Source organism: Bradyrhizobium sp. Leo78, from assembly GCF_059512425.1.
The window spans coordinates 1-19,527 of record NZ_JCAMOT010000027.1; the positions used below are offsets into that span (position 1 = coordinate 1).

At 58.5% G+C, this 19,527-nt stretch carries 14 protein-coding genes; 3 read left to right on the plus strand and 11 right to left on the minus strand.

Translation table 11 applies throughout. The features are described 5' to 3' along the window. Positions 1-579, plus strand: a 579-nt coding sequence (locus AC5ZG1_RS28570) for a dTDP-glucose 4,6-dehydratase (protein WP_496134760.1), incomplete at its 5' end; no start/stop codon positions are given. Between the two features lie 62 nt (positions 580-641). Continuing rightward, entirely contained in the window at positions 642-1,208 is a 567-nt protein-coding gene (locus tag AC5ZG1_RS28575; protein WP_245474660.1) for a hypothetical protein, read from the plus strand. A 10-nt stretch (positions 1,209-1,218) separates the two neighbouring features. Here the strand turns inward: AC5ZG1_RS28575 and AC5ZG1_RS28580 are convergent, their stop codons facing one another. The 10 genes from AC5ZG1_RS28580 to AC5ZG1_RS28625 form a co-directional block, all read right to left on the minus strand. After that, positions 1,219-1,956: a class I SAM-dependent methyltransferase gene (locus AC5ZG1_RS28580; protein WP_496134761.1), complete on the minus strand. Its 738-nt coding sequence runs from the start codon at positions 1,954-1,956 to the stop codon at positions 1,219-1,221. A 162-nt stretch (positions 1,957-2,118) separates the two neighbouring features. Continuing rightward, positions 2,119-3,099 carry a glycosyltransferase family protein gene (locus tag AC5ZG1_RS28585; protein WP_463326808.1) on the minus strand — a complete coding sequence of 327 codons (981 nt, stop codon included), beginning with the start codon at positions 3,097-3,099 and terminating at the stop codon, positions 2,119-2,121. An 88-nt stretch (positions 3,100-3,187) separates the two neighbouring features. Next, positions 3,188-4,573: a glycoside hydrolase family 71/99 protein gene (locus AC5ZG1_RS28590; RefSeq protein ID WP_496134762.1), complete on the minus strand. Its 1,386-nt coding sequence runs from the start codon at positions 4,571-4,573 to the stop codon at positions 3,188-3,190. A gap of 81 nt (positions 4,574-4,654) precedes the next feature. Further along, entirely contained in the window at positions 4,655-5,095 is a 441-nt protein-coding gene (locus AC5ZG1_RS28595; protein ID WP_028166700.1) for a hypothetical protein, read from the minus strand. Positions 5,096-5,131: 36 nt separating this feature from the next. Next, a complete protein-coding gene (locus AC5ZG1_RS28600; RefSeq protein WP_496134763.1) occupies positions 5,132-8,947 on the minus strand; it encodes a glycoside hydrolase family 99-like domain-containing protein in 3,816 nt (1,271 codons plus the stop codon). Between the two features lie 300 nt (positions 8,948-9,247). After that, positions 9,248-11,296: a tetratricopeptide repeat protein gene (locus tag AC5ZG1_RS28605; protein WP_496134764.1), complete on the minus strand. Its 2,049-nt coding sequence runs from the start codon at positions 11,294-11,296 to the stop codon at positions 9,248-9,250. Further along, positions 11,293-12,642 carry an HlyD family type I secretion periplasmic adaptor subunit gene (locus AC5ZG1_RS28610; protein ID WP_496134765.1) on the minus strand — a complete coding sequence of 450 codons (1,350 nt, stop codon included), beginning with the start codon at positions 12,640-12,642 and terminating at the stop codon, positions 11,293-11,295. Before AC5ZG1_RS28610 ends, AC5ZG1_RS28605 begins: the two co-directional genes overlap by 4 nt. Beyond that, on the minus strand, positions 12,632-14,866 hold the full coding sequence (locus AC5ZG1_RS28615) for a peptidase domain-containing ABC transporter (protein ID WP_496134766.1): 2,235 nt from the start codon (positions 14,864-14,866) through the stop codon (positions 12,632-12,634). Before AC5ZG1_RS28615 ends, AC5ZG1_RS28610 begins: the two co-directional genes overlap by 11 nt. Before the next feature lie 203 nt (positions 14,867-15,069). Further along, positions 15,070-15,684, minus strand: a complete 615-nt coding sequence (locus tag AC5ZG1_RS28620; protein WP_080663923.1) for a class I SAM-dependent methyltransferase — start codon at positions 15,682-15,684, stop codon at positions 15,070-15,072. Between the two features lie 191 nt (positions 15,685-15,875). Continuing rightward, on the minus strand, positions 15,876-16,835 hold the full coding sequence (locus AC5ZG1_RS28625) for a calcium-binding protein (protein WP_130225304.1): 960 nt from the start codon (positions 16,833-16,835) through the stop codon (positions 15,876-15,878). Positions 16,836-17,349: 514 nt separating this feature from the next. Between AC5ZG1_RS28625 and AC5ZG1_RS28630 the strand changes: the two genes are divergently transcribed. After that, the gene (locus AC5ZG1_RS28630; RefSeq protein ID WP_496134819.1) at positions 17,350-17,991 is read left to right on the plus strand and encodes a nucleotide-binding protein; all 642 of its coding nucleotides are present in this window, start codon (positions 17,350-17,352) and stop codon (positions 17,989-17,991) included. Positions 17,992-18,259: 268 nt separating this feature from the next. On the opposite strand, the gene AC5ZG1_RS28635 is transcribed toward AC5ZG1_RS28630, so the two are convergent. After that, positions 18,260-18,619 carry a helix-turn-helix domain-containing protein gene (locus AC5ZG1_RS28635; RefSeq protein WP_208820560.1) on the minus strand — a complete coding sequence of 120 codons (360 nt, stop codon included), beginning with the start codon at positions 18,617-18,619 and terminating at the stop codon, positions 18,260-18,262. Positions 18,620-19,527: the final 908 nt, after the last annotated feature.

Below are 19,527 nucleotides of genomic sequence, written 5' to 3' on the forward strand. Positions count from 1 at the left end.
TCCTCCGACCATCTGGTGCGCGCCTGGCGCGAGACCTACGATTTGCCGACGCTGGTCACCAACTGCTCGAACAATTACGGCCCCTATCACTTTCCGGAAAAGCTGATCCCGCACATGATCATCAAGGGCCTGGCCGGCGAGCCCCTGCCCGTCTATGGCGACGGAAAGAACATCCGCGACTGGCTCTATGTCGAGGACCACGCGAAGGCGCTGACGCTGGTGCTCGAGCACGGCGCCGTCGGCGAGACCTACAATGTCGGCGGCCGCAACGAGCGCAGCAACCTGCATGTGGTCGAAACCATCTGCGATCTCCTCGACGAGATCGCACCGCGCGCACAAGGTGCCCGCCGCGACCTGATCACCTTCGTCGCCGATCGCCCCGGCCACGACCGCCGCTATGCCATCGATGCTTCCAAGCTGGAACGTGATCTCGGCTGGCGCGCGGAAGAGAATTTCGAGACCGGCATCGCCAAGACCGTGCACTGGTACATCGACCAGCAACCCTGGTGGCGCGGGATTTTGGAGCGGGGATATCAAGCCAAGCGGGTCGGGTTGAGCCTGTCGGCAACAGCACACTGAATCGTAGAACTCCATTCCAGCGATCCTATTGATCGGGCTCGCATGGAGCAACGGGACATACAATGCAACTTGCGATGGATAGTCACGAACAGAGCCTGTTCAAGAGCTTTCTGAATCTGTCCGACCGGTATCTGGAGTTTGGATCAGGCGGCAGCACGTGGCTGGCTTCCCAGATGAGAAAAGAGTGGGTCATTTCGATTGACTCATCTCAGGAGTGGCTTGCCAACGTCGCCAATGCAACGAAGGATTGCCCTACAAAACCTGATTTGGTTTACATCGACATCGGCAAGCTTCGAGAGTGGGGGTTTCCGGCAGACCGGGAACGAGAGAGCTCATGGCCCCAGTATCACGAGAGCATCTGGCAAAGGCCCGAAAGTCGCAACGCTGACCTCTACTTCATCGATGGCCGGTTCCGGGTCGCTTGCTTTACGCAATGCCTTCTTCACTCGCCGCCGGGGACGTTCATCGCGATACACGATTTTGCCAGTCGACCCCAATACCATGTAGTCAGGCAGATCGCCCGGGAAGTCGCCCGAGCGAACAACATGTCGGTCTTTCAAAGGCCGCTTCAACTCGACAGCGAACGAGCCCAGCAGCTACTCCAGAGGCATCGCCTCGACCCGCAGTGACCGGCTCGGCCTACAGCATGTTCGGTTCTGATTGAATCAGAGCCGAAGCTCTGGACTTCTGTTCAGACGCCTCACGCGACCCGGCATCGACTTCGCTCGAAAGCGCTCTAAGCCTTAGCAGGGTCACCCGGTCCAAATCGTCGAGCCGAGCCCATTTGATGGGGTGGCTCTCTTCGATCAAAAGGCCGGCGTTGCGCGCATACTCCGAAAACAGATCAAACGTCATATGGTTACGCGCGTGAGGATTTGCCCCATAGCTGGTGGTGTTCGGTGCGTCGTAGTTGGAGTGGTGATAGAGAGCCATCCCCCCTGGCGCAAGAACACGTGCCGTTTCCTTGAGGTAGTTCTCAACGAGATCAGGGCTAAAATGCACCATTGCGTCATAGCAATAGATCGCTGTCATCGAATTATTCGGAACGCCGCTAAACTCGTAGCCGTTGTTCTTGAGATAAGAGACATTCCGATGATGCGCCAATCGGCTCTTGCAAAACTCGATATTCTCTTCATGTATGTCGACAACGAGCAGCGAACCGCATTGAGACGCGATTTGCTCCGCATGCCGACCGCGACCGCAAGCCAGTTCAATTACCGTAGTAAGATCGAGACGAGAAAACAGCTTCGAAAAAATCGTCTCAGGATTCCAAAAAATCGTCTTGGTCCAACGCTCTGCATCGTCGTAGTAGGCACTCTCCTTCCAGGCGTGACCTATTTTCTCAGCGGAAACGTCCAGGCTCGATCTATCGGACATTGTTTTTCTCTACTGGTTCACTGAATGACACGGTGCCGAGCAGCTCATGGACGCCGGACGTCGAATTCAACCAGTCCGTGGCGCTACTGCGACGTTAAGTTCCTCCCGTCCGGTCAGACATATAACATATATAACATACAGAAGTTCCCAACCAACCAGCGATCAGGAGGATGAGTGCTGTGCCAGGCCAAGCGCGATGATGTCCGCCGGTGAGTTAACAAACGAGAGAAGCATCTCCTTTTCGCTGCTGCCGGGAAATTCCAGCCGGCCATCCGGACCGAACTTGACAAACCCGCGCACGTAGCTCTTGCCAGCCCCGTCCGCATTTCTCAATTCGAGTATTTCCCTCAAATAGAGAACGATGTTCGGATCCGTTGCTTGCGAAATTCGGTCGTGTATGCGCTCGACACTTTCATCGAGCTCGACGATCACACGGCGCTGCCGGAGCTTGTTGATATTCGACATCAATCTCTGCTCACGGTGAACGCGGTTGCGATGTTGCACCACGAGCGAGCCGCACCGCGCCGGCAAGAGACCGCATTCGCGCGCCTGAATGTTATGGTTGATGAATGCGTTTCTCAGCGACGATGCCTTGAGTAGCGGCTTCCCCCACTTCACGCCATCAAGCAAGATCTTGTTGTCCTCGCCGATCCAATATCTGGTTGCATCCCAGGCGACGTTCGGGAGCCAGGTGCCACAAAGGAAATCTCCTTCCGCCTCTCCGAGCTGCCTGGAGAGACGATCGGCTATATTGGTATCGTAGTGGCCACTGCCATCTATCCAGTGCAGGAACTCATCGGTATCGAGAAAGATGAAAAAGCGACAGGACTCCGCCAGAGCCCGATACAACTCCGGATTCTTGTCAACAAAGTGCAGATTGTTGTGGTGACCCGAGAAGTTGTAGATGAGCAGGTCAGGATGACTGCTTTCGTAGATTTCAAGCACGTGCTCATCGCTGGAATCGTTATCGAAAATGATCAGCGAATCCATGCCGCATATAGGTGCATGGTGCTCGATCCATTCCTTCAAAAGCCAGCGGTCATTTTTTGTCTTTAAAAGGATCTTGAAATCCGACTTGCGCTCCGCGATCGAAGCCGCATTGGATTGTATCTGTTCGTGCCATTTTCTGAGAGGCGAACTCACCTATAACTCCCAAGAGGACCGTCAACCAACTCGTGACGGAATGAACGAAGGCGCAATTTCAGACTGTCACTGATCGTCACGGTGCACATTAACCGCCGATACACGTCCGCTCGATCCAAAGTCCGGACCAGTAAAGCGCCTCAAGACCGGTCGGCGCCCGAACACGGTCTTGCGACGAACGCATCCCTGGTGGACATGGCCATCGCGGCACCTCACCCACCTCGACGTTGCGAGAGCATTGTTGCAGGACTTCCTTTCGATCTCGCTCCCCGGTTCTCACAGGACATCGATCGCTCTTGGCTGCGTCGGGCCAAGTGATCGTTACGCGATCGATCGTCCGATTTCGGCCGGTCGCCTTGCGGAACTCGTCGAGCTTCGCCGTTCCGCCATTCCAGGTTGGAGCAAGCCACCCGCCCTCAGTGAATTCATTCCAAGCATAGACGAGAACACTCCGGAATGGCAAAGGGCCGGGTTGACTTGCGACAGCATGGAAAGCCGACTGAAGCAGTTGTTTCAGATTGTTGTCTTGAGGTGGATCGCACCAGGATTTGACCTGCGGCTCCTTGCCCTCACGAACTCTAACTGAGTCCCGCGGCCGCGGGTCCCATCCAAGCGTAACATTGGGCACGAACGGAAATCCCGCATTGCTCGCACGCCCCCAATGGTTCGAGTTGTTGGCAACGCAATCCGAAAACACATGTTCCCCCGGCCGAGGTGGCGAGAAAGTCGAATAGGCGCTAGCCATATCCATGCCGGTATTGCGCGCCTGCTCGGCTGCAACCGCGGGATCCGGGTATTCGAGAATGAAGAGCAGATTTACTCCCGACTTCTCGTATACACGCTTTTTTATCTGCTGAACGACCCGCCTCGCGGCTTCATCGCTCCCATAGACCGCTCCCCATCCCTTCGGATTCTGCGTAAAGACGAACAAGGGAGCGCTGCCATTTACAGTACGAACGTAGCCTTTGTCGGCGACGAACGCCGCGATGCTCTCGGATATGTCGGCGACGTCCTGTTCCGGAAAGCTTTGATTGAGCGAGACGGCGAAACGTATGCCCTTCCGATCCTTCAGGCGAAGGTAAGTTGCGAGTGCGCGATTGAGCGCCAACGAATCAGTTACGTTTCGCCCCCACGACCCCGTCTCTGGATAAAAGCCAAATACAAAATAGTCGATCCCCGCTGAGTAGGCATAAGCCACCTCAGCCGTCAGAACATTGTCCATGTCACCCGAGATGGTCAGGTGCCCCTGCTCGTCATAGTGCGCAAAAAAGGGAACGCGATCCTTCCACTCCGGTTGCGCTAGGACCTTCACCTCGGGACTCTTCGAGGTCCAGTTATCCCAGCGAAGAGCGCCGATCAGGACGTCGTCTCCGGCCAACGCCGGCCAACTCATCAACACCACCGAAAGAACGCACACAGCGAGAGCCTGCAAGGAGGCCGAGTTATATCGGGCATTGAGTCGGAGTGATTTCATGCAAATTGACAACCCGGCGACATTACAGATGTGTGACAATCCAGGGCTGCCACACTTCGGAAAAGCGTTTGCGACGCCTTGTCAGGATCGCAGCGCTTTCTTCCACTGTGCTGCATTCTCCTCCTGATCGAGGTTCGGACTTCGTCCTTCCGCACCGCCGATCAAATGAAAATGCTGCTTGGCTGACTTGATCTTTCCTTCGCGAATGGCAGCGGCGACGTCTGGATATTTCTGCGTATACCACTCCTCGTCAACTTCGGGACCGCCGCCCTGCCGCCCCTCAAAATAGCCAAATCCAATAAAATGCATGTGAGCGCTCTCAATCTCACCACTGCCGAGCGCCTTCGCTACATCCGGGTTCTCTCTCAAATAGCCATCCTCGTCGAAGTCAGCTGACGCCAACGCAATCTGAAGCAACAGCTTGAAAAGTCTGGCAGGTATTTCAACCCGTCCCCCGTTTTCGAAGGTCGCATAATCGATCTTCAGCGAGTTGAGCATCGAAACGGCAGACGGAACGAACATTGATAACCCCAACCTCTACTCGTTATTCCCAGATCCCTACGCCTTGGCACTTACCTTGGCGGGCAGCTTTTCCGTGGCCCGCTTCGGCTTCTCCGCTTCCAGCGGCGCGCCGAGCAGTTGCGTAGTCACCTCTTCCAGATAGGCGGCCTGCGATTTGGTTTCGCGGTCCGCGAAACCAAATCGCTCGCGGGCGATACGGTGCATGCTATCGATCTCCGCGATATGTTTCTGCGCCTTCAGCGAATGCGTGACGCTTGCGGCGTGGCGACGGTGGATGTTGAGAGGATCGGCGACGTAAGCGACCTTGGCGCCTCGCGTGCCGAGCGCCTCCAGATAGATGCGCCAGTCGCCGGCCATGCGAAGGTCGCGAAGGTCACCGCGGCAGGCTTCGAGCGCGCGCAACAACGCCTCGCGGCGCCACAGTACCGAACTGACGTTCAGGATGGTGTTCTTGACACCGAGGTAGCGGGTCACGAAATCGCGGCCGTCAAACACCTCGGTCCGCGACAATGCGCCGGGCTCAATGGTGGCGTAATACGGTTTGTAGCTCGCATAGAGATGGGAGCCGTCGGCATCGATGGATTTCGAGTCGCTGAAACCGAACGCGATGTCGGGATCACCATTCATCAATGCGAGCAGGCTTGAGAGGAAGGTGGGCTCGGAGAGATCGTCGGCTTCGGCGATCCAGAGGAACTCGCCCCTCGCCATCTCCGCCGCTTTGGCCCATTGCGCGAACACGGAACCGGAATTCTGCTCGTTGATGACGAGTGTGAGATCGCGCTGGCGCTCGTCGGCGAGCTTCATGATGACGGAGATGCTGTCGTCGGAGGAGCAGTCGTCCAGCACGATGATCTCCTCGACCGGATGGTTCTGGTCGAAGATAGTGTAGAGCCGCTCCGGGAGACAATGCGCGTAATTGTAGTTGGGAACCGCGACCGAGATGGTCGGCAGCGAAGGAACCGCAAGCCGGAGCAGATCGCGGACATAGTCTGCGAACGCGAATTTGGTCTGGATGATCTCGGTCATGCGGTTGCGCTCGGGCTCAGATGGCGGCCGACGCAGGAAGTTCTCTACGGCTTGCGCCATCGCCGGCACGTCGCAATACGGCACGACGCGGCCGACATTCTCCTTGAGAAGGAAGCCGGGGATACCGCCGGAGTCCTGAAAGGCAACCACGGGCACGCCAACGCTGAGCGCCTCCAGCGCGACCGTCGGGAATGGATCCTCGCGCGAGGTCAGGGCGTAGATATCGGAAGCGGAATAGAGCGCCTGCATGTCGGAACGAAAGCCGGCGAGATGGAAACGGCCGGTTGCCTCGGCGCGCTTGATTTCAGGCCCCAACCATTCCTGCAGGCCGGGATCGATGCCGCCAGCCCAGCAGAAATGGACGTTCGGATGCTGTTGCCGAACCAAGTTCCAAACCTGCAGGAACAAATCGAACCCTTTGCGCAGGTCGGCATAGCCGACCCCAAGCACCATCTTGTCGGTGGGGGCGATGCCAAGCTCCTTGCGAACCAAGACGGCTTCCGCCGGCGCCGGCTCGATCTGCTTGTAGCTGCCTTGCGCGCGGATCATGAATCGCCCGTCACCGGCGTCGAGTTTGAGCGCTTCCATCAGCCTGTCGCGGACGAATTCGGAGGCAAACACGACGTGCTGTGCGCTGCCGATCGCCATCCGTGCAACGTCCTCGAGATTCTTCTCGCGAAGGATCCGCGGCAGTTCGTGCACCAGCGAAATGGTGCGAAAACCCATTTCGGCGAGGAACTTGGTGGCGCGTCCGCTCGCCGAAGTGTTGGCGATCGCGGCCGTGAACCCCTTCTCCCGGAAGTGCCGCAAGGTCGCCGGGATTTCGGAGGCCTGCTTGAGAACGGTGAGTGGAGCAACCGACGCGTATTCGGACTCCATCGCGCCGCCCTGCAGCAATAGATACTCGACCTCAATGTTGAAGGCGCTCCGCAACGTCCTGCCGATATTGAGCAACAAATGCTGCGCGCCGCTCGGGAACGCATCGTGCCCGATCAGCAGAATCTTTGGCAGCGAAAGGTCGCGCGTCAGGCCGGTGGCAGCACGCGCGGTGGCGTTCAGGTACGCCGATCCGAAATGCAGATCCGGCTCGAGATAGGCACCTTCGCACCACTCGTTCCAGGCATTGACGCAGACGAACGCATCTCCGAAAAACGTGTGCTTTTGCGCCTGCTCGACCAGAGTCGCCAGCCACGCCTCGTATTTCTGCGGCGTCGAGCCCTGGATCACCAGACCCGTGCCCTGGCGGCGCGCGTCATTGTCCCAGCTCGGGACGACCGTCTTGATCAGCGGAAAATTCGGACGCGGCTCCTCGATGGAATATTTGGCGACGTCGTCGTAGCTGTAGATCTGGCCTGAGTAGGTATCGTCCAGGATCTTGGCTTCGGAGTTGACCAGCGGGACATATTTGGTGAGCTTATGCGGCGGAAACTCGATCGCGCCATCCATGCCGTTCGGAGCAGGATCGTAATCATCAAAGCTCTGGCTCATGATGATGATCGGATCTTCGTTGAACTTCTTCGCGAAAATGGAGCGCCAGCGCGCAATCACCTTGGCGGTGTCCGGAATGAGGCGCGGACGATAGATCATCAGGAGCGGCCGGCCCTGGATGCGGATGTAACGCTTGTCCTTGAAGTGCCGGTTGAAGTCCGACAACAAGCGCTCGTCGTCGTCGGCGAGATAGTCCTGCGAGATTAGGACCTCGCCTTCCATACCGTCCCAGCGCCGCGTCCAGTTCTCGTTCGCCCACATCAGGCAGAACGGCATGTTGATGTCGCGCGCCTTCAAGAACTGCTCGAGCGGCCTCTCCAGCAGACGCTTGCCGTTGAACCAGTAGTAGTAATACACAAAGCCGTAGACACCCGCCGCCTGGGCGAGCCTCGCCTGCTTGCGCATGGTTTCGATGTCGCCGAGCGAGTAGAAGCCGAGATCGCGCGGGATCCGCGGCTGATAGTGATCCTTGAACCGCGGCACGCCGCGCGCGATGTTGGTCCATTCGGTGAAGCCGGTGCCCCACCATTTGTCGTTCTCAGGGAAGGCGTGAAACTGGGTCAGGTAATAGGCCAGGAGCTTTGCACGCGGCTTGGCACTTGCGGGCAAGGGACGCAGTTCCTCGAACTGCGCGCTCGGCTTGGTGAAGCGCTTGATCTCGGCCGGGATAGTGGCTTCGTTTTCCGGCGGCGACGGATAGATGCCGTCCTCGTGCCGATGCTCCAGATAGTGCAGCAGCGGATTCTGGTCGGTCTTCCCCTTGAAGTAGCGCTGGATGTAAAATTTTGTATCGAACTCCGCCGACGGGTTTCGTCCTTCCTTGTAACCGTGGAAGATGAAGTGTTCGAACGGATCGACGCCTGCGGTCGCGACGTCCTGATAGGTCTGCAGATAGTAGTGCGCATCGAATTCCGGAATCGGGCTGAACGGACCGATCCGGTTTTTCAGATAGTGCGCGAGCGGACTCTCCTTCTCCGGTATGCCGTACTTCTCGCGATACCAGGCAGGCTGGAAATACGGGCTCGGCCGCCTCCCTTCGGGCTCGCCGATCGATGCATAGTGCAGTAGCGGCTGCACATCCACGTCCTTCACATCGGGATAGGTCGTGACGTACCAGATCGGATCGAAGATCGGATTGGGCTTGCGGCCTTCCTTGTAGCCATAGAGGAAGAAGTGCTCGAACGGATCGGCGCCGACGGCGATCACGTCCGGGTAGCTCGTCGCATAAAAGTTTTCATCGAACAGCCCAAGCCCCTTGAGCGTTCGCGCAGCATCCGTGAGATCGACGGCTCGTGCAGCCGGATCGGGCGAAGGCGGAAGCTCTGGTTGCTTGCTCACGGGCTCCTTGGCAGCCGCGCCGTTTATCTTTGCGACGCTTGTCTCTCCCTTGAGTTGAGCCCTTGCGATCGCACCGCGCCTCATCCGAGGCTCCTTTTGGCCGGCGTCGCGCGCGAGTTTCGAAAGAAAATCAGCCATCGTCACACATTCACTTCAGCGTTGAGCACTTTACGTCGCAAGCGCGAGATTAGCGCACTCTTTCTGTCTTCGATATGAAAGCAAGCTTCAGTTGTGCCCGAATTGTTGTTGTTGCTTGCCTCCTTTTGCATCTTTCCGCTCCAGAACGAACAACATCCTTCTTCATCGCTCAGTGTCCACCAACGTCAGGCCGATCGCCCTCAGGCGGCGCACTGCGCCTTCATTGTTCTGTCGCGCCGCCTGTTGATACCAATGCACCGCCATGTCCCTATCCTGTGCAACGCCGGCGCCCGACATCAGCGCGTCTCCCACCGCCAGCTGCGCTTCCGCCATTCCCTGCTCCGCGGCTTTCTGAAACCATTCGGCCGCCTTCTTCGGATCCGCTTCGCGGCCCTGCCCTCTTCCGAGCATCACAGCGAGGTTGTACTGCGCAACCGTGTGTCCCTGCTGCGCGGCGGATTCGTACCAGGTCACACCCTGAGCAACATCCTGGGCAACGCCATTGCCGGTGCAATACATGACGGCAAGCTGGAACTGCGCGGCCGCATTGCCTGCGCGCGCGGCCGCGGTCATCCAGGTCGCTGATGCTCGTGCATCATTCACGCCGCTGTTCGGATCGGCAAATAGTAGCGCAAGGGTGTATTGGGCTTCGACATGGCCTGCTTTGGCCGCGCGCGTAAACCATGGGATAGCGCCTCGAACATCCGCAACCCCACCGAACTTGCCCATTTGCATCGCGCCGAGCTGGAAGGCCGCGGGCGCGTAGCCGGCTTCAGCAGCTTCGGTCAACAATGACTGCACCTGCGCAAGTCGGTCCGCCGAGCCATCGTGATGCAAAAGGAACAGCGCATAGGCGGTCTTGGCGTCAGGATCCCCGCCAACAGCAGCCTTGCTGAGCCATTCTCCCGCGAGCTTTTGATCGCGCGGAACGCCGTTGCCTGCGGAGTAGAGCCTGCCGAGTTGCACCTGCGCGGCGCTGATGCCGCCCTCCGAAGCGCGCTCAAACCACTTGATCGCGGTTTCCACATTACGTTCGACGCCGGAGCCGTTGAGATAGAAGATCGCGACGTTGAACGCGGCGGTGGCGTGGCCGTTCTCGGCCGCACGCTCGAACCACTTTGCGGCTTGACGAATGTTCGGGGAGACGCCGGTTCCGGTCGCATAGAAGCGCCCGATGAAGAACTGCGCCTGCACGTCGCCTCGCTCGGCGGCCTTCTCGTACCAAGTGGCCGCTTCACGCAGATCCGGCTCGGCCCCTGCGCCGTGTGAATAGAACTCCGCCAACGCCTGGATCGCCGGAAGGTAGTCCTTGCGCGCCGCCTTGCGTAACGCGGTTTCGGCCAGATCGAGATCTTTGATGACGCCCTTGCCGTTCAAGCGCAACAGACCGATGTTGTAGAGCGCGATCGCATCGTCATGCTTTGCCGCGCTCTGGAACAGGCGCGCCGCTTCGGCGGGAGCCTCGGGCATCCCCGCTCCCTTCAGGTTCATGAAGGCAAGCGCAACCTGCGCCCTCACATGATCCTGATCGGCGGCCCTGCGATACCAGATCGCGGCCCGCTCGAAATCGACGGAGACGCCCCGGCCCTGATAGTAGACATCGCCAAGCGCGAATTCGGCCGGCGCACACTTCTGCTCCGCCGCGGCCTGGAACCATCCGAGCGCCGTCTGGAAGTCTTTCGTGCAACCCAGCCCTTCGCTGTACATGTTGCCAAGGACCGTCTGCGCCTCGGCTTTCCCGCCTTCCGCCGCAGCCGATATCCAGCGAAAAGCGGTGTCGACATCCTTCGCTACGCTTGTTCCGTGCGGGAAGATCAGATCTTGCACGTTTGCCGCTTCGTCCCCCAACCGAGCCGCGGACGACTGGTACCATGTCTCATGCCGATAAGGACCGAGCACCGGATTCGCCCCGTAAAGAAAGATCAGGCCGAGCTGAAATTGCGCGTCGATGTTGCCGAGTTGTGCCGCACGCTCGTACCAGATCGCAGCATCCGGGACGCTTCTCACGACCCCCTCGCCCCTCGCATAAAGCATTCCGATCCGGTAGCTCGCCTCGGCCTCACCGGCTTGCGCCGCGAGCTTCCAGAGCTTGAGCGCCTCCAAATACTGACCGCTCTCGTGTGCAGCCTTTCCGCGCTCAAACGGCCCTTCCTGGGAGAACGCGGAAGCCGGTCGAATCCACTGAAAGAGCGATCGCGCCGACAGTGTCATGGCTCGCGCATGGCCTCTCGAATGCCCTTGAGCATCCCGCCGAGCAGATACATTCCGACCGATCGGGTGCCGACATTGATATCGCCCGCAAGGGTCATTCCGGGGATCAGGCGGAAATTATGCGGCACGTCCTTGAAATTGGACGAGTCCACCGAACAACGCGCCTTGTAGTAGGCATATTCGAGCGGCTTTCCATCCTCATCCGTCGTAAACGCGCCTTCGCTGATCCAGCGCACTTTGCCTTCAGCCGTGCCATGCTCCGCGGCATTGAAGGCGTCGATCTTCATGGTGCAGGGATCGCCAGCCCGGATGAACCCGATATCCCGCGACGATATCCTGATTTCCGCTTCGAGCTTGGTATCGACCGGCATGAGTGTGATGAAGGGATCGCCCGGCTTGAGGACCGAGCCGACCGAAAGCCTTGCCATGGTCAGCACCACGGAGGGTTCGGCGGCGGTCCAGCGGACGAGATCCTGGTGCTTCTCCGCCTTGTCATAAGCCGATCTCGCGTCGTCGAGTTTGTTGCGCGTCGTGACCAGATCCTGGCTCAATTGCGCGAACCACTGCTGCTTGAAGGCGTCACGATCGGCGATCAGCGATCCCAGCGTATTTTGCGCCTCGATCAAGCTGTTATGGGTATTCTCCAACGTCCGCAGCAATTCCAGCCGGGTGTCCTGGGAGATGTACATGTTGAGCTGCGAGCCGGTACCGTGCTCGGCAAGCGTCGTGCGCATCGTTTCGATCTTCTGCAGAACCTCGTCGCGCTGCCGATACCTGGCATCGTCGCCGCGAAGCTTTTCGATCGTCGCCTGCGTCTGCTTGATCTTCGATTCAAAACTGTTGAGCTGGGCGGTGTATTGCGCCATCCGCTGATCATAGAGCGCCTTCTGCAGCGCCGCGTACTTCTGGTAGTCGGGGTCCGACTTGTCGGGGAACACCAGCGGCTGCTGCTTCAGCTCGGCCTCGTCGCGCGCCACTTGCGTCTCGAGGCTCGCGATCTGCAATTTCGCCTGAGTCAAATCCGCTGACGTAAAGGTCGCATCGAGCGTCGCGAGCAATTGTCCCGGCTGCACCTGCTCGCCTTCCCGCACGTCGATCGTCTTGATGATCGAGGGATCGAGCGCCTGCAAAACGCTGACCTGCCCGGCCGGCACAATCTTGCCGCTAATGCTGGTGATGACGCGATCGATCCGTGTCAGGCACAGAATCGCGACGATCACAACCATGAACGCGGAAAGTACAAACAGGGTGGCTCGGGCAACGAGCGGCTCCGCCTCCTCCCGGATCGCGTCGGTCTCCGATTGGAATTGGCGAACGGTGGCAAGCGACGCTTGATTAGGAGACAAGGGTCGGGCTCCGGAAGTTCGGTCTATCGTTCCGGTTCGCGGGCACCAAATGCGTATTCTGCTGGTACCAAAGCGAACTGTAGATGTCGTTGCGCTCCAACAGCTCCTCGTGGCGCCCGATGTCGTCGACCACGCCGCGATTGAGCACCAGGATGGCGTCGGCCGATGTCAGCGACGACAGCCGGTGCGAGATGATGATCAGCGTCCGGCCATGCGCGATCCGCGAGATATTGGCGTTCACGATCGCCTCACTGTCGGCATCGAGCGCGCTGGTCGCTTCGTCAAGAATCAGGATCGGCGGATTGACGATCAGCGCGCGCGCGATCGCAAGCCGCTGCCGCTGCCCTCCTGACAGATTGGGCGAACCTTCATAGATCTGGGTTTCGTAGCCGCGGGGGAGCTTGTCGATGAATTCCTCAGCGCCCGCTAGTCTCGCGGCCTTGACGATGTCATCGAAAGTCGCATCCGGCTTGGCCGCGGAGATGTTTTCCCGGATCGTGCCGCTGAACAGGAAGTTCTCCTGCAGCACGACGCCGACGTTCCGGCGCAGATGGTCGACGTCGTATTCGCGAACGTCGATGCCGTCGATCTTGATCAATCCGTCATAGTCCGAATGCAGCCGCTGCAGCAAACGCGTGAGCGTTGTCTTACCGGAGCCGCTCTTGCCCATCACGCCAAGCGTGGTTCCCTGTGGAATTTCGAAGGAGATGCGGTTCAGCGTCGGTGAGACCGCGCCCTTGTATTTGAAGGTGACGCCGGAAAACTCCACTCTGCCGACAAGCGGGGAGCGGACGCCATGTCCGGAACGCCCCTCTTCAGCAGGCTGGTTGACCAGGTTGCCGACGGTGGCGACCGCGCTTCGCGCTTCGTCGTACTGATTGATAAGTTGTGCCATCTGCATCAGGGGACCCGACACGCGCTGCGACAGCATCAGAAAGGCGAACAGCGCTCCGATGACGACGGGATCATTGCTGACGAGCGCGAGATAGACGCCGAGCGCATATGAACCGCTTACCGCCAACCGCTCCAGCGGACGCACGACCGCTTGTATCGCGTTTCCGGTCATCCCTTCCGCAAGCCTGGCCCTGGAGACGCGCGCGACCAGCACGTCCCACATATGGCGCTGCCTCGCATCGAGCGCGAGCGACTTCACCGTCCGGATGCCGTTGAGCGTCTGAACCAGGAAGGCGCCCTGCGCACCTTCCGCTGCAAGGACGGCGGCCGATGCCTTGCGGTAAGTCGGCAACATCAAGATAAGCCATGCGACGATCAATCCCGACATCGCCAGGACCACCAAGGTCATGACCGGGCTGAAGAAGAACATGACAGGTAGGAAGAAGATCAGTGTCGTCGAATCCAGAATCGTGCCGAACAATTGCCCCATCAGGAAGGTGCGAATGCGGAACACTTCGCGGATGTCGCGGGCCACCAGACCGACTGCAGTCTGCTCGAAATAGTCGATGGGAAGATTGAGAACCCTTTCGAAGACGTAGGTGGATAGCTTCACGTCAAGCCTGGTCGTCAGGCGATGAACCAGAAACTGCCTCAAGAACGAGAACGTCGCCTCGAAAGCGATGATCACCAGCATTGCGAGGCACAGCACATAGAAGGTGTTGTATGCCTGGTAGAAGATCACCTTGTCCGATAGCAGCCGCCAGAACATGATCGGCGCCAAACCAAGAAATCCGAGGATCAGCGCGGAGATTGCGACGTCCCGAACCATCCGACGCTCGCGGAACATCAGCGCGGCCACGAGACCGAAACTGAACGGCTGCGATTCGTCGGAGATCTCGTAGTTGCGCTTGACCAGAACAACATCCCCGGACCAGATGTCCTCGAAGCGGGGCCGGTCGATCACGAGCAGCGCGTCTTCCGCAGCATTCGGATCCCTCAACACGAGGCGCGTGTTGTTGGCATCCCCGTCGACCCGCAACAGCACCATATGGCTTCCGTTGCGCAGGCGGACGATGGCGGGGAGCGCCTTTTTCAAATGGGAAAGCCCGTCCCAATCGAGCTTGACGAGCTTCGCCCGCATGCCCGCCTTTTCCGCGCAGCGGACGAGTTGATCGGGCGTCACTTCCTGATCGGTCAGAAGGTTGTCTTTGATGAGCTGCGTTGAGGTGAGATGCAGCCCGTGCTGTCGAGCGACGATGATCAGACACTCGAGCGCCGACGGAGGCACAGGATCCGCATCGGTATTCTCGGCGACCGCTTGGATGATCATGAAAGCTCAGTCCATGTATCTGTTACGAGCGTCTGTTACGATCTTTTACGCACGCACCGCTGCACGACCAGCGGCGCGCTGTTCTTCCACTAACATATATACAACAAAAACGACAGGAACACTAACATTTACCGTGATAGCGAACGCTCGCAGCCGTCGACTGCAGGTTGCACTGCCAGCCGAACCGGCGCCGTGATGAGCGTCTAGGCCGACGCTTCCTGAAAATTAAAGCCCGTTTCTAACAAAGTCCTCTGGATGCCCTCGCTATCGGCCTCGGGCATCAGCGCGAGCGCGCAAACCTCGAAGTTCTCCGTTGTTATCGACACGGTTGGAAAGCCCGCCATCAACAGCAGGTTGCCAAGGCGCTCGGCCGTAAATCCGGTACGATGGGCCATATAGACATGCCCCTCCTCGATGGCGCGCGAATGGCCGTAGAGCATGTCAAGCGGTCTGATCGGACCCGCCGGCGAATTGTAGGCGACGGCGGCAATCCCGTGCTCGACAATGAATTGAGCGACTGATTCGATATCCGGGCTTGTGATCAAGGCAAACCCGTCGGGTTTCAAGACCCGATGGAACTGACGCAGCGTTGGAAAGACCTCGTGCGCATAGAGATGCTCGAGCACATGCGACGACCAGACAGCATCGAATAATTGCGGCTCGAAGGAACCGCCGAGATCAAGGATTGAGCCGAGAACGTCCGGCTTGACTTCCGGATCGATGTCGAAGCGCACTTCCTCCCAACCTTGCTCGCCAACCATTCGAGCAATTCGGCGGGCAGGTCCCGGGCCGGAGCCCGCATTGAGCAAGCGCTTCATACTGGCGGACAAGACTGGTTCCTGACGCAATCGGACGAGGGTGAGAACAATACGAAATCAAGTGTAAACGACATCATCTGATCGATGTGGCCTGACAAAGGCGTAAATCGCACCTGGACTCATCTTCTGATCACAAAAGCAAAAGCCCCGCCGAAGCGGGGCCTTCACCAGCATAACCTTCAGCAGCCGAGTTAGAGTTTCGGCAGAGTGACGACCTGGTCGTTGAAGTGAAGATCTTCAACTCCGCTGACCGCAACCGTCTGGTTGTCACTGAAGTGGAGCGTATAAGTTGACGTGCTCGCATCAACGTCAATCTTGGTGACATCAAAGAAGGAACGATCCGCAAAGTCGACGGTATCGTTGCCGTTGCCACCAATGATCGTATCGTTCCCGGAGTGCGACTGGATGTGGAAGGTATCGTTGCCGTCTCCGCCCTGCAGCGTCGAGTTCGCACCCGCAGCGCCACCATAGAGCCAGATCTGATCGTTACCGCTGCCACCCTCGAAAACATCGCCCTGCACGCCGACCAAGGTGTCATTGCCGCTGCCGCCCGAAAGCGTGCTGTGCCCGGACGTGAGATCCCTGATCAGATCGTTGCCATCGCCGCCAACCAGCGACTGGGCACCGGTGCCAGCCAACAGGTAGTCGTTGCCGCTACCGCCATCCAGCGTGTCGTTGCCGGTGCCGCCATAGATGCTGTCGTTGCCGGCACCGCCAAACAGCGAGCTGTTGCCGTGTCCGCCGGTGATCAGGTCGTTACCGCCACCGCCATAGACCGTATCATCGCCACTATCGTGCAGGTGCACCGTGTCGGAGCCCTTCCCCATTGCAACGAATACGTCGTTGTCGGCACCGGTCACGTTAAGCGTTTTGCCGCCGGCGTCATCGAGGATGATCGCCTTCAGATTGGGCGTCGTGTCGACTGTCGTGGAGGTTTTAACGTCCAGCACCTGAATGGTGGGAGCGACCGGCCCACCGGCAAATGGTCCGGATTGAAACCATCCCCTGGTGCCATCCTCTCCCCCATCGTTGAACACACCGCTCTGCTCTAGCGAGTCGATCAATGCCGATCTGACACTCGATTCGATGTTGTTGCCGCTGTGGTGGAGAAATTGACCCAACTCAGTCTTCGTCAAGTAGGTAACGGCCATGGTACCCTCTGGCAAGATTCCAAGATTTTTCACCGATCAGCTGACACGCCGGTCAGCGCCAATGTGCTGCAAGTTGAAGGTGCTACAACTACAACGAGAGTGAAGAGGCCCAGCTTAACCCGACACGACCATGTTCAATGTTAAGGTGCATCGCGTCGTTTGTTAAGCCATTGTTAGTCGCGCTGCACAATCGAAGTCAAGGATTAAATTCACGCGCGATTAACTCAGATTTGAGCTCAATGTCACGCCATTGTTAATCGCCGGGTCAGCGATCCGAGTCCGCCGCCGAAGGGCGCTTTTTCGGGTAATTTCGGCACAATCCGCGGCTACAACCATACGGAATCTGCGGATGAGGTATGCGTGGGGATCAGACAGGCCATGATCGAACATCCCGGGAGATGCAATGAAGAAGCCAATTGTCGATATGCGTTGGGTAGTGATAGTGTAACTGGCTGATTTTGCTTTGAAATGTGAAGATTCGTTAGTGTGGCGCCGCATGACCTCTCCCATACCAATGCGGAGGACCATTACTGTTACCCAGCGAAAAGGCGGGGTTGGCAAGACCACGATTGCGGTCTGTATCGCGGCCGAGCTGGCGCGCCGCGGTCACGACGTGGCGCTGGTCGACAGCGATCCGCAGCGCTCCGCCTCGCAGTGGGCCGAGCCGGGCAATCTGGAATTCCCAGTTTACGAAATGGCTCTGGAAGGCACCACCGTATCCGCCTGGGCCCAGGAGGTGCGAAATATCCAGGCCAGTCTCGTGGTGATCGACACCGCCCCGAACGCGCGCGAAATGGGTGCGTCGATCGCCCTGGCAAACCTGATCCTGGTCCCCTGCACCCCCTCCGGACTTGATCTCGACGCGACCGCACAGACGCTTGCCATCATCGATGCGGCACGCGAGCGCCGGCGCGATGCGATTAAGGTCATTCTGGTTCCTAACCGTCTCGATCGCCGCACCCTCGAGGGCCGACAACTGGTCGAGGAGTTGAACGAGTTCGGTGAGATCGTCGCGCCTCCCATCGCCAGTCGCTCGGCATTCGTCCGCTCCTTTACAAGCGGTCAATCGGTCGCGAGCTTCATGCCCGGAGACGCGGCGGATCAGGAGATCCAACAGCTCGCAGACGCAGTAGAATGGGCGGTTGGAGAGGACTAGCGCGATTTCCACCACTCCCGCCGAAGCCGACGATCGCGCGCGATGTCTACGAAAAGCGTGCGCGACATATATGCCGGCCGCTCGGAGCGAGTTTGTACACGGTCAATCAAGCGTTCGGATCGTCGCAACATCCAACGCCCGTCCCCGCAACAACGCTCAGCCGTGCCGGCAAGCCCTTTGGCTGCCGGAAGCCCCGCCATGGTGTTTGCGATTATCGCCCCCGTGGAAGATCAGCTAGCTGCGGTCACGAGGGCTCAACAAGGATTGATCAGGCCTTGCGCGCCTGGCTTACGGGAAAGGCCTCGGCCGAAGCTTCTTCGAGCCGCATCTTCTCCAGCAGGAGATCCGTGACGATCTTCCGCAGCCGCTGGTTCTCGAGCGTGAGTTCCTCCAGCACACGGCGCATTTCATCAATCGTTGGCGAGTTGGCCGGCACCTTCCCTTCACCCGCAGGATCGGACGGAACGACCGCATCAGTCCTACGCAGAGGCAGTTTCCGCCAACGATGAAGCGTCATCACGCTTACCCCGAGCGCCTTGCAAATCTCCACTTGGGAATTGCCCGCTCGCGCAAGCTCGTCTGCTCGAACGAGCTTCAACAATATCTCCTCGTGAGAGTGCTTCTTCATCTTCCCGCCTAAACGCGCTCGGGCCGGCAGCTAGCGGCCGGATCCGCCACCCGACATAGCCGAAGACTCGGCTCGAGCAGCATCACAATTATCATAAATACCCACAGTCAGAAACGAGAGGCGAAACACCGAAAGGGTCGCTAACGCCCTTGCTCCAGGTAGAATGTTAGTCATTATCCGCGCAAGCTAGCCGTTCGTGTTAGATGCGGTGCAACCTGATTTTCATAGCGGTAACCGCGTATCAATTTGACCTCGTTCGCCGGTCGTGTCGCGTGAAACCAACCTTCCGCTACCAGGATCATCACGATCCGAGCCCGCTTTCTTGATCGCTATTGGACATCATCGGCGCTCCACGGGCAGAGCGCCGCAACAACGTTGTTTCGATCGCACGCCACTTAACAGTCGAACCGCTCATATCCGATTGCACTGCGAGGTCAATTGAGCGAAGCGCACATTCAAGCGATTTCTTCCGAAGGCACCAAACAAATGGTTTCCTTCGAAGGGTCTCGAAGATCAGGATACCGCTGCACCAGGCCCAGAACTATCTCGGCCCATGACCCTGCATAGAATTTTCGGCTCACTTAATTCGAGAAGTATGATAACTATATGATACCCTAGTCAGGGCGGAACCGCGGGTCAACCACCAATGGATTCCCACCTCAAAATAAACACTACTGCGAGCATCGCCTTCATTTTTCCTCTAGCATTCCCGTAATCATCGCTCTGAACACTGCTATGTGATGGCTCTGTTAACAAAGCTCCACAGCCTTCTTTGATCTCTCTACCCGAGCGAGACGCTGGGCCGCCGACGCTCACGGACGCTTGAGCCGGCCATCTCCTTCGATCTTATGATCGACTCCCGGTGCACAGGCGGAGCCAGGCGGCGCTCAAACTGTCCGGTTGCGCCC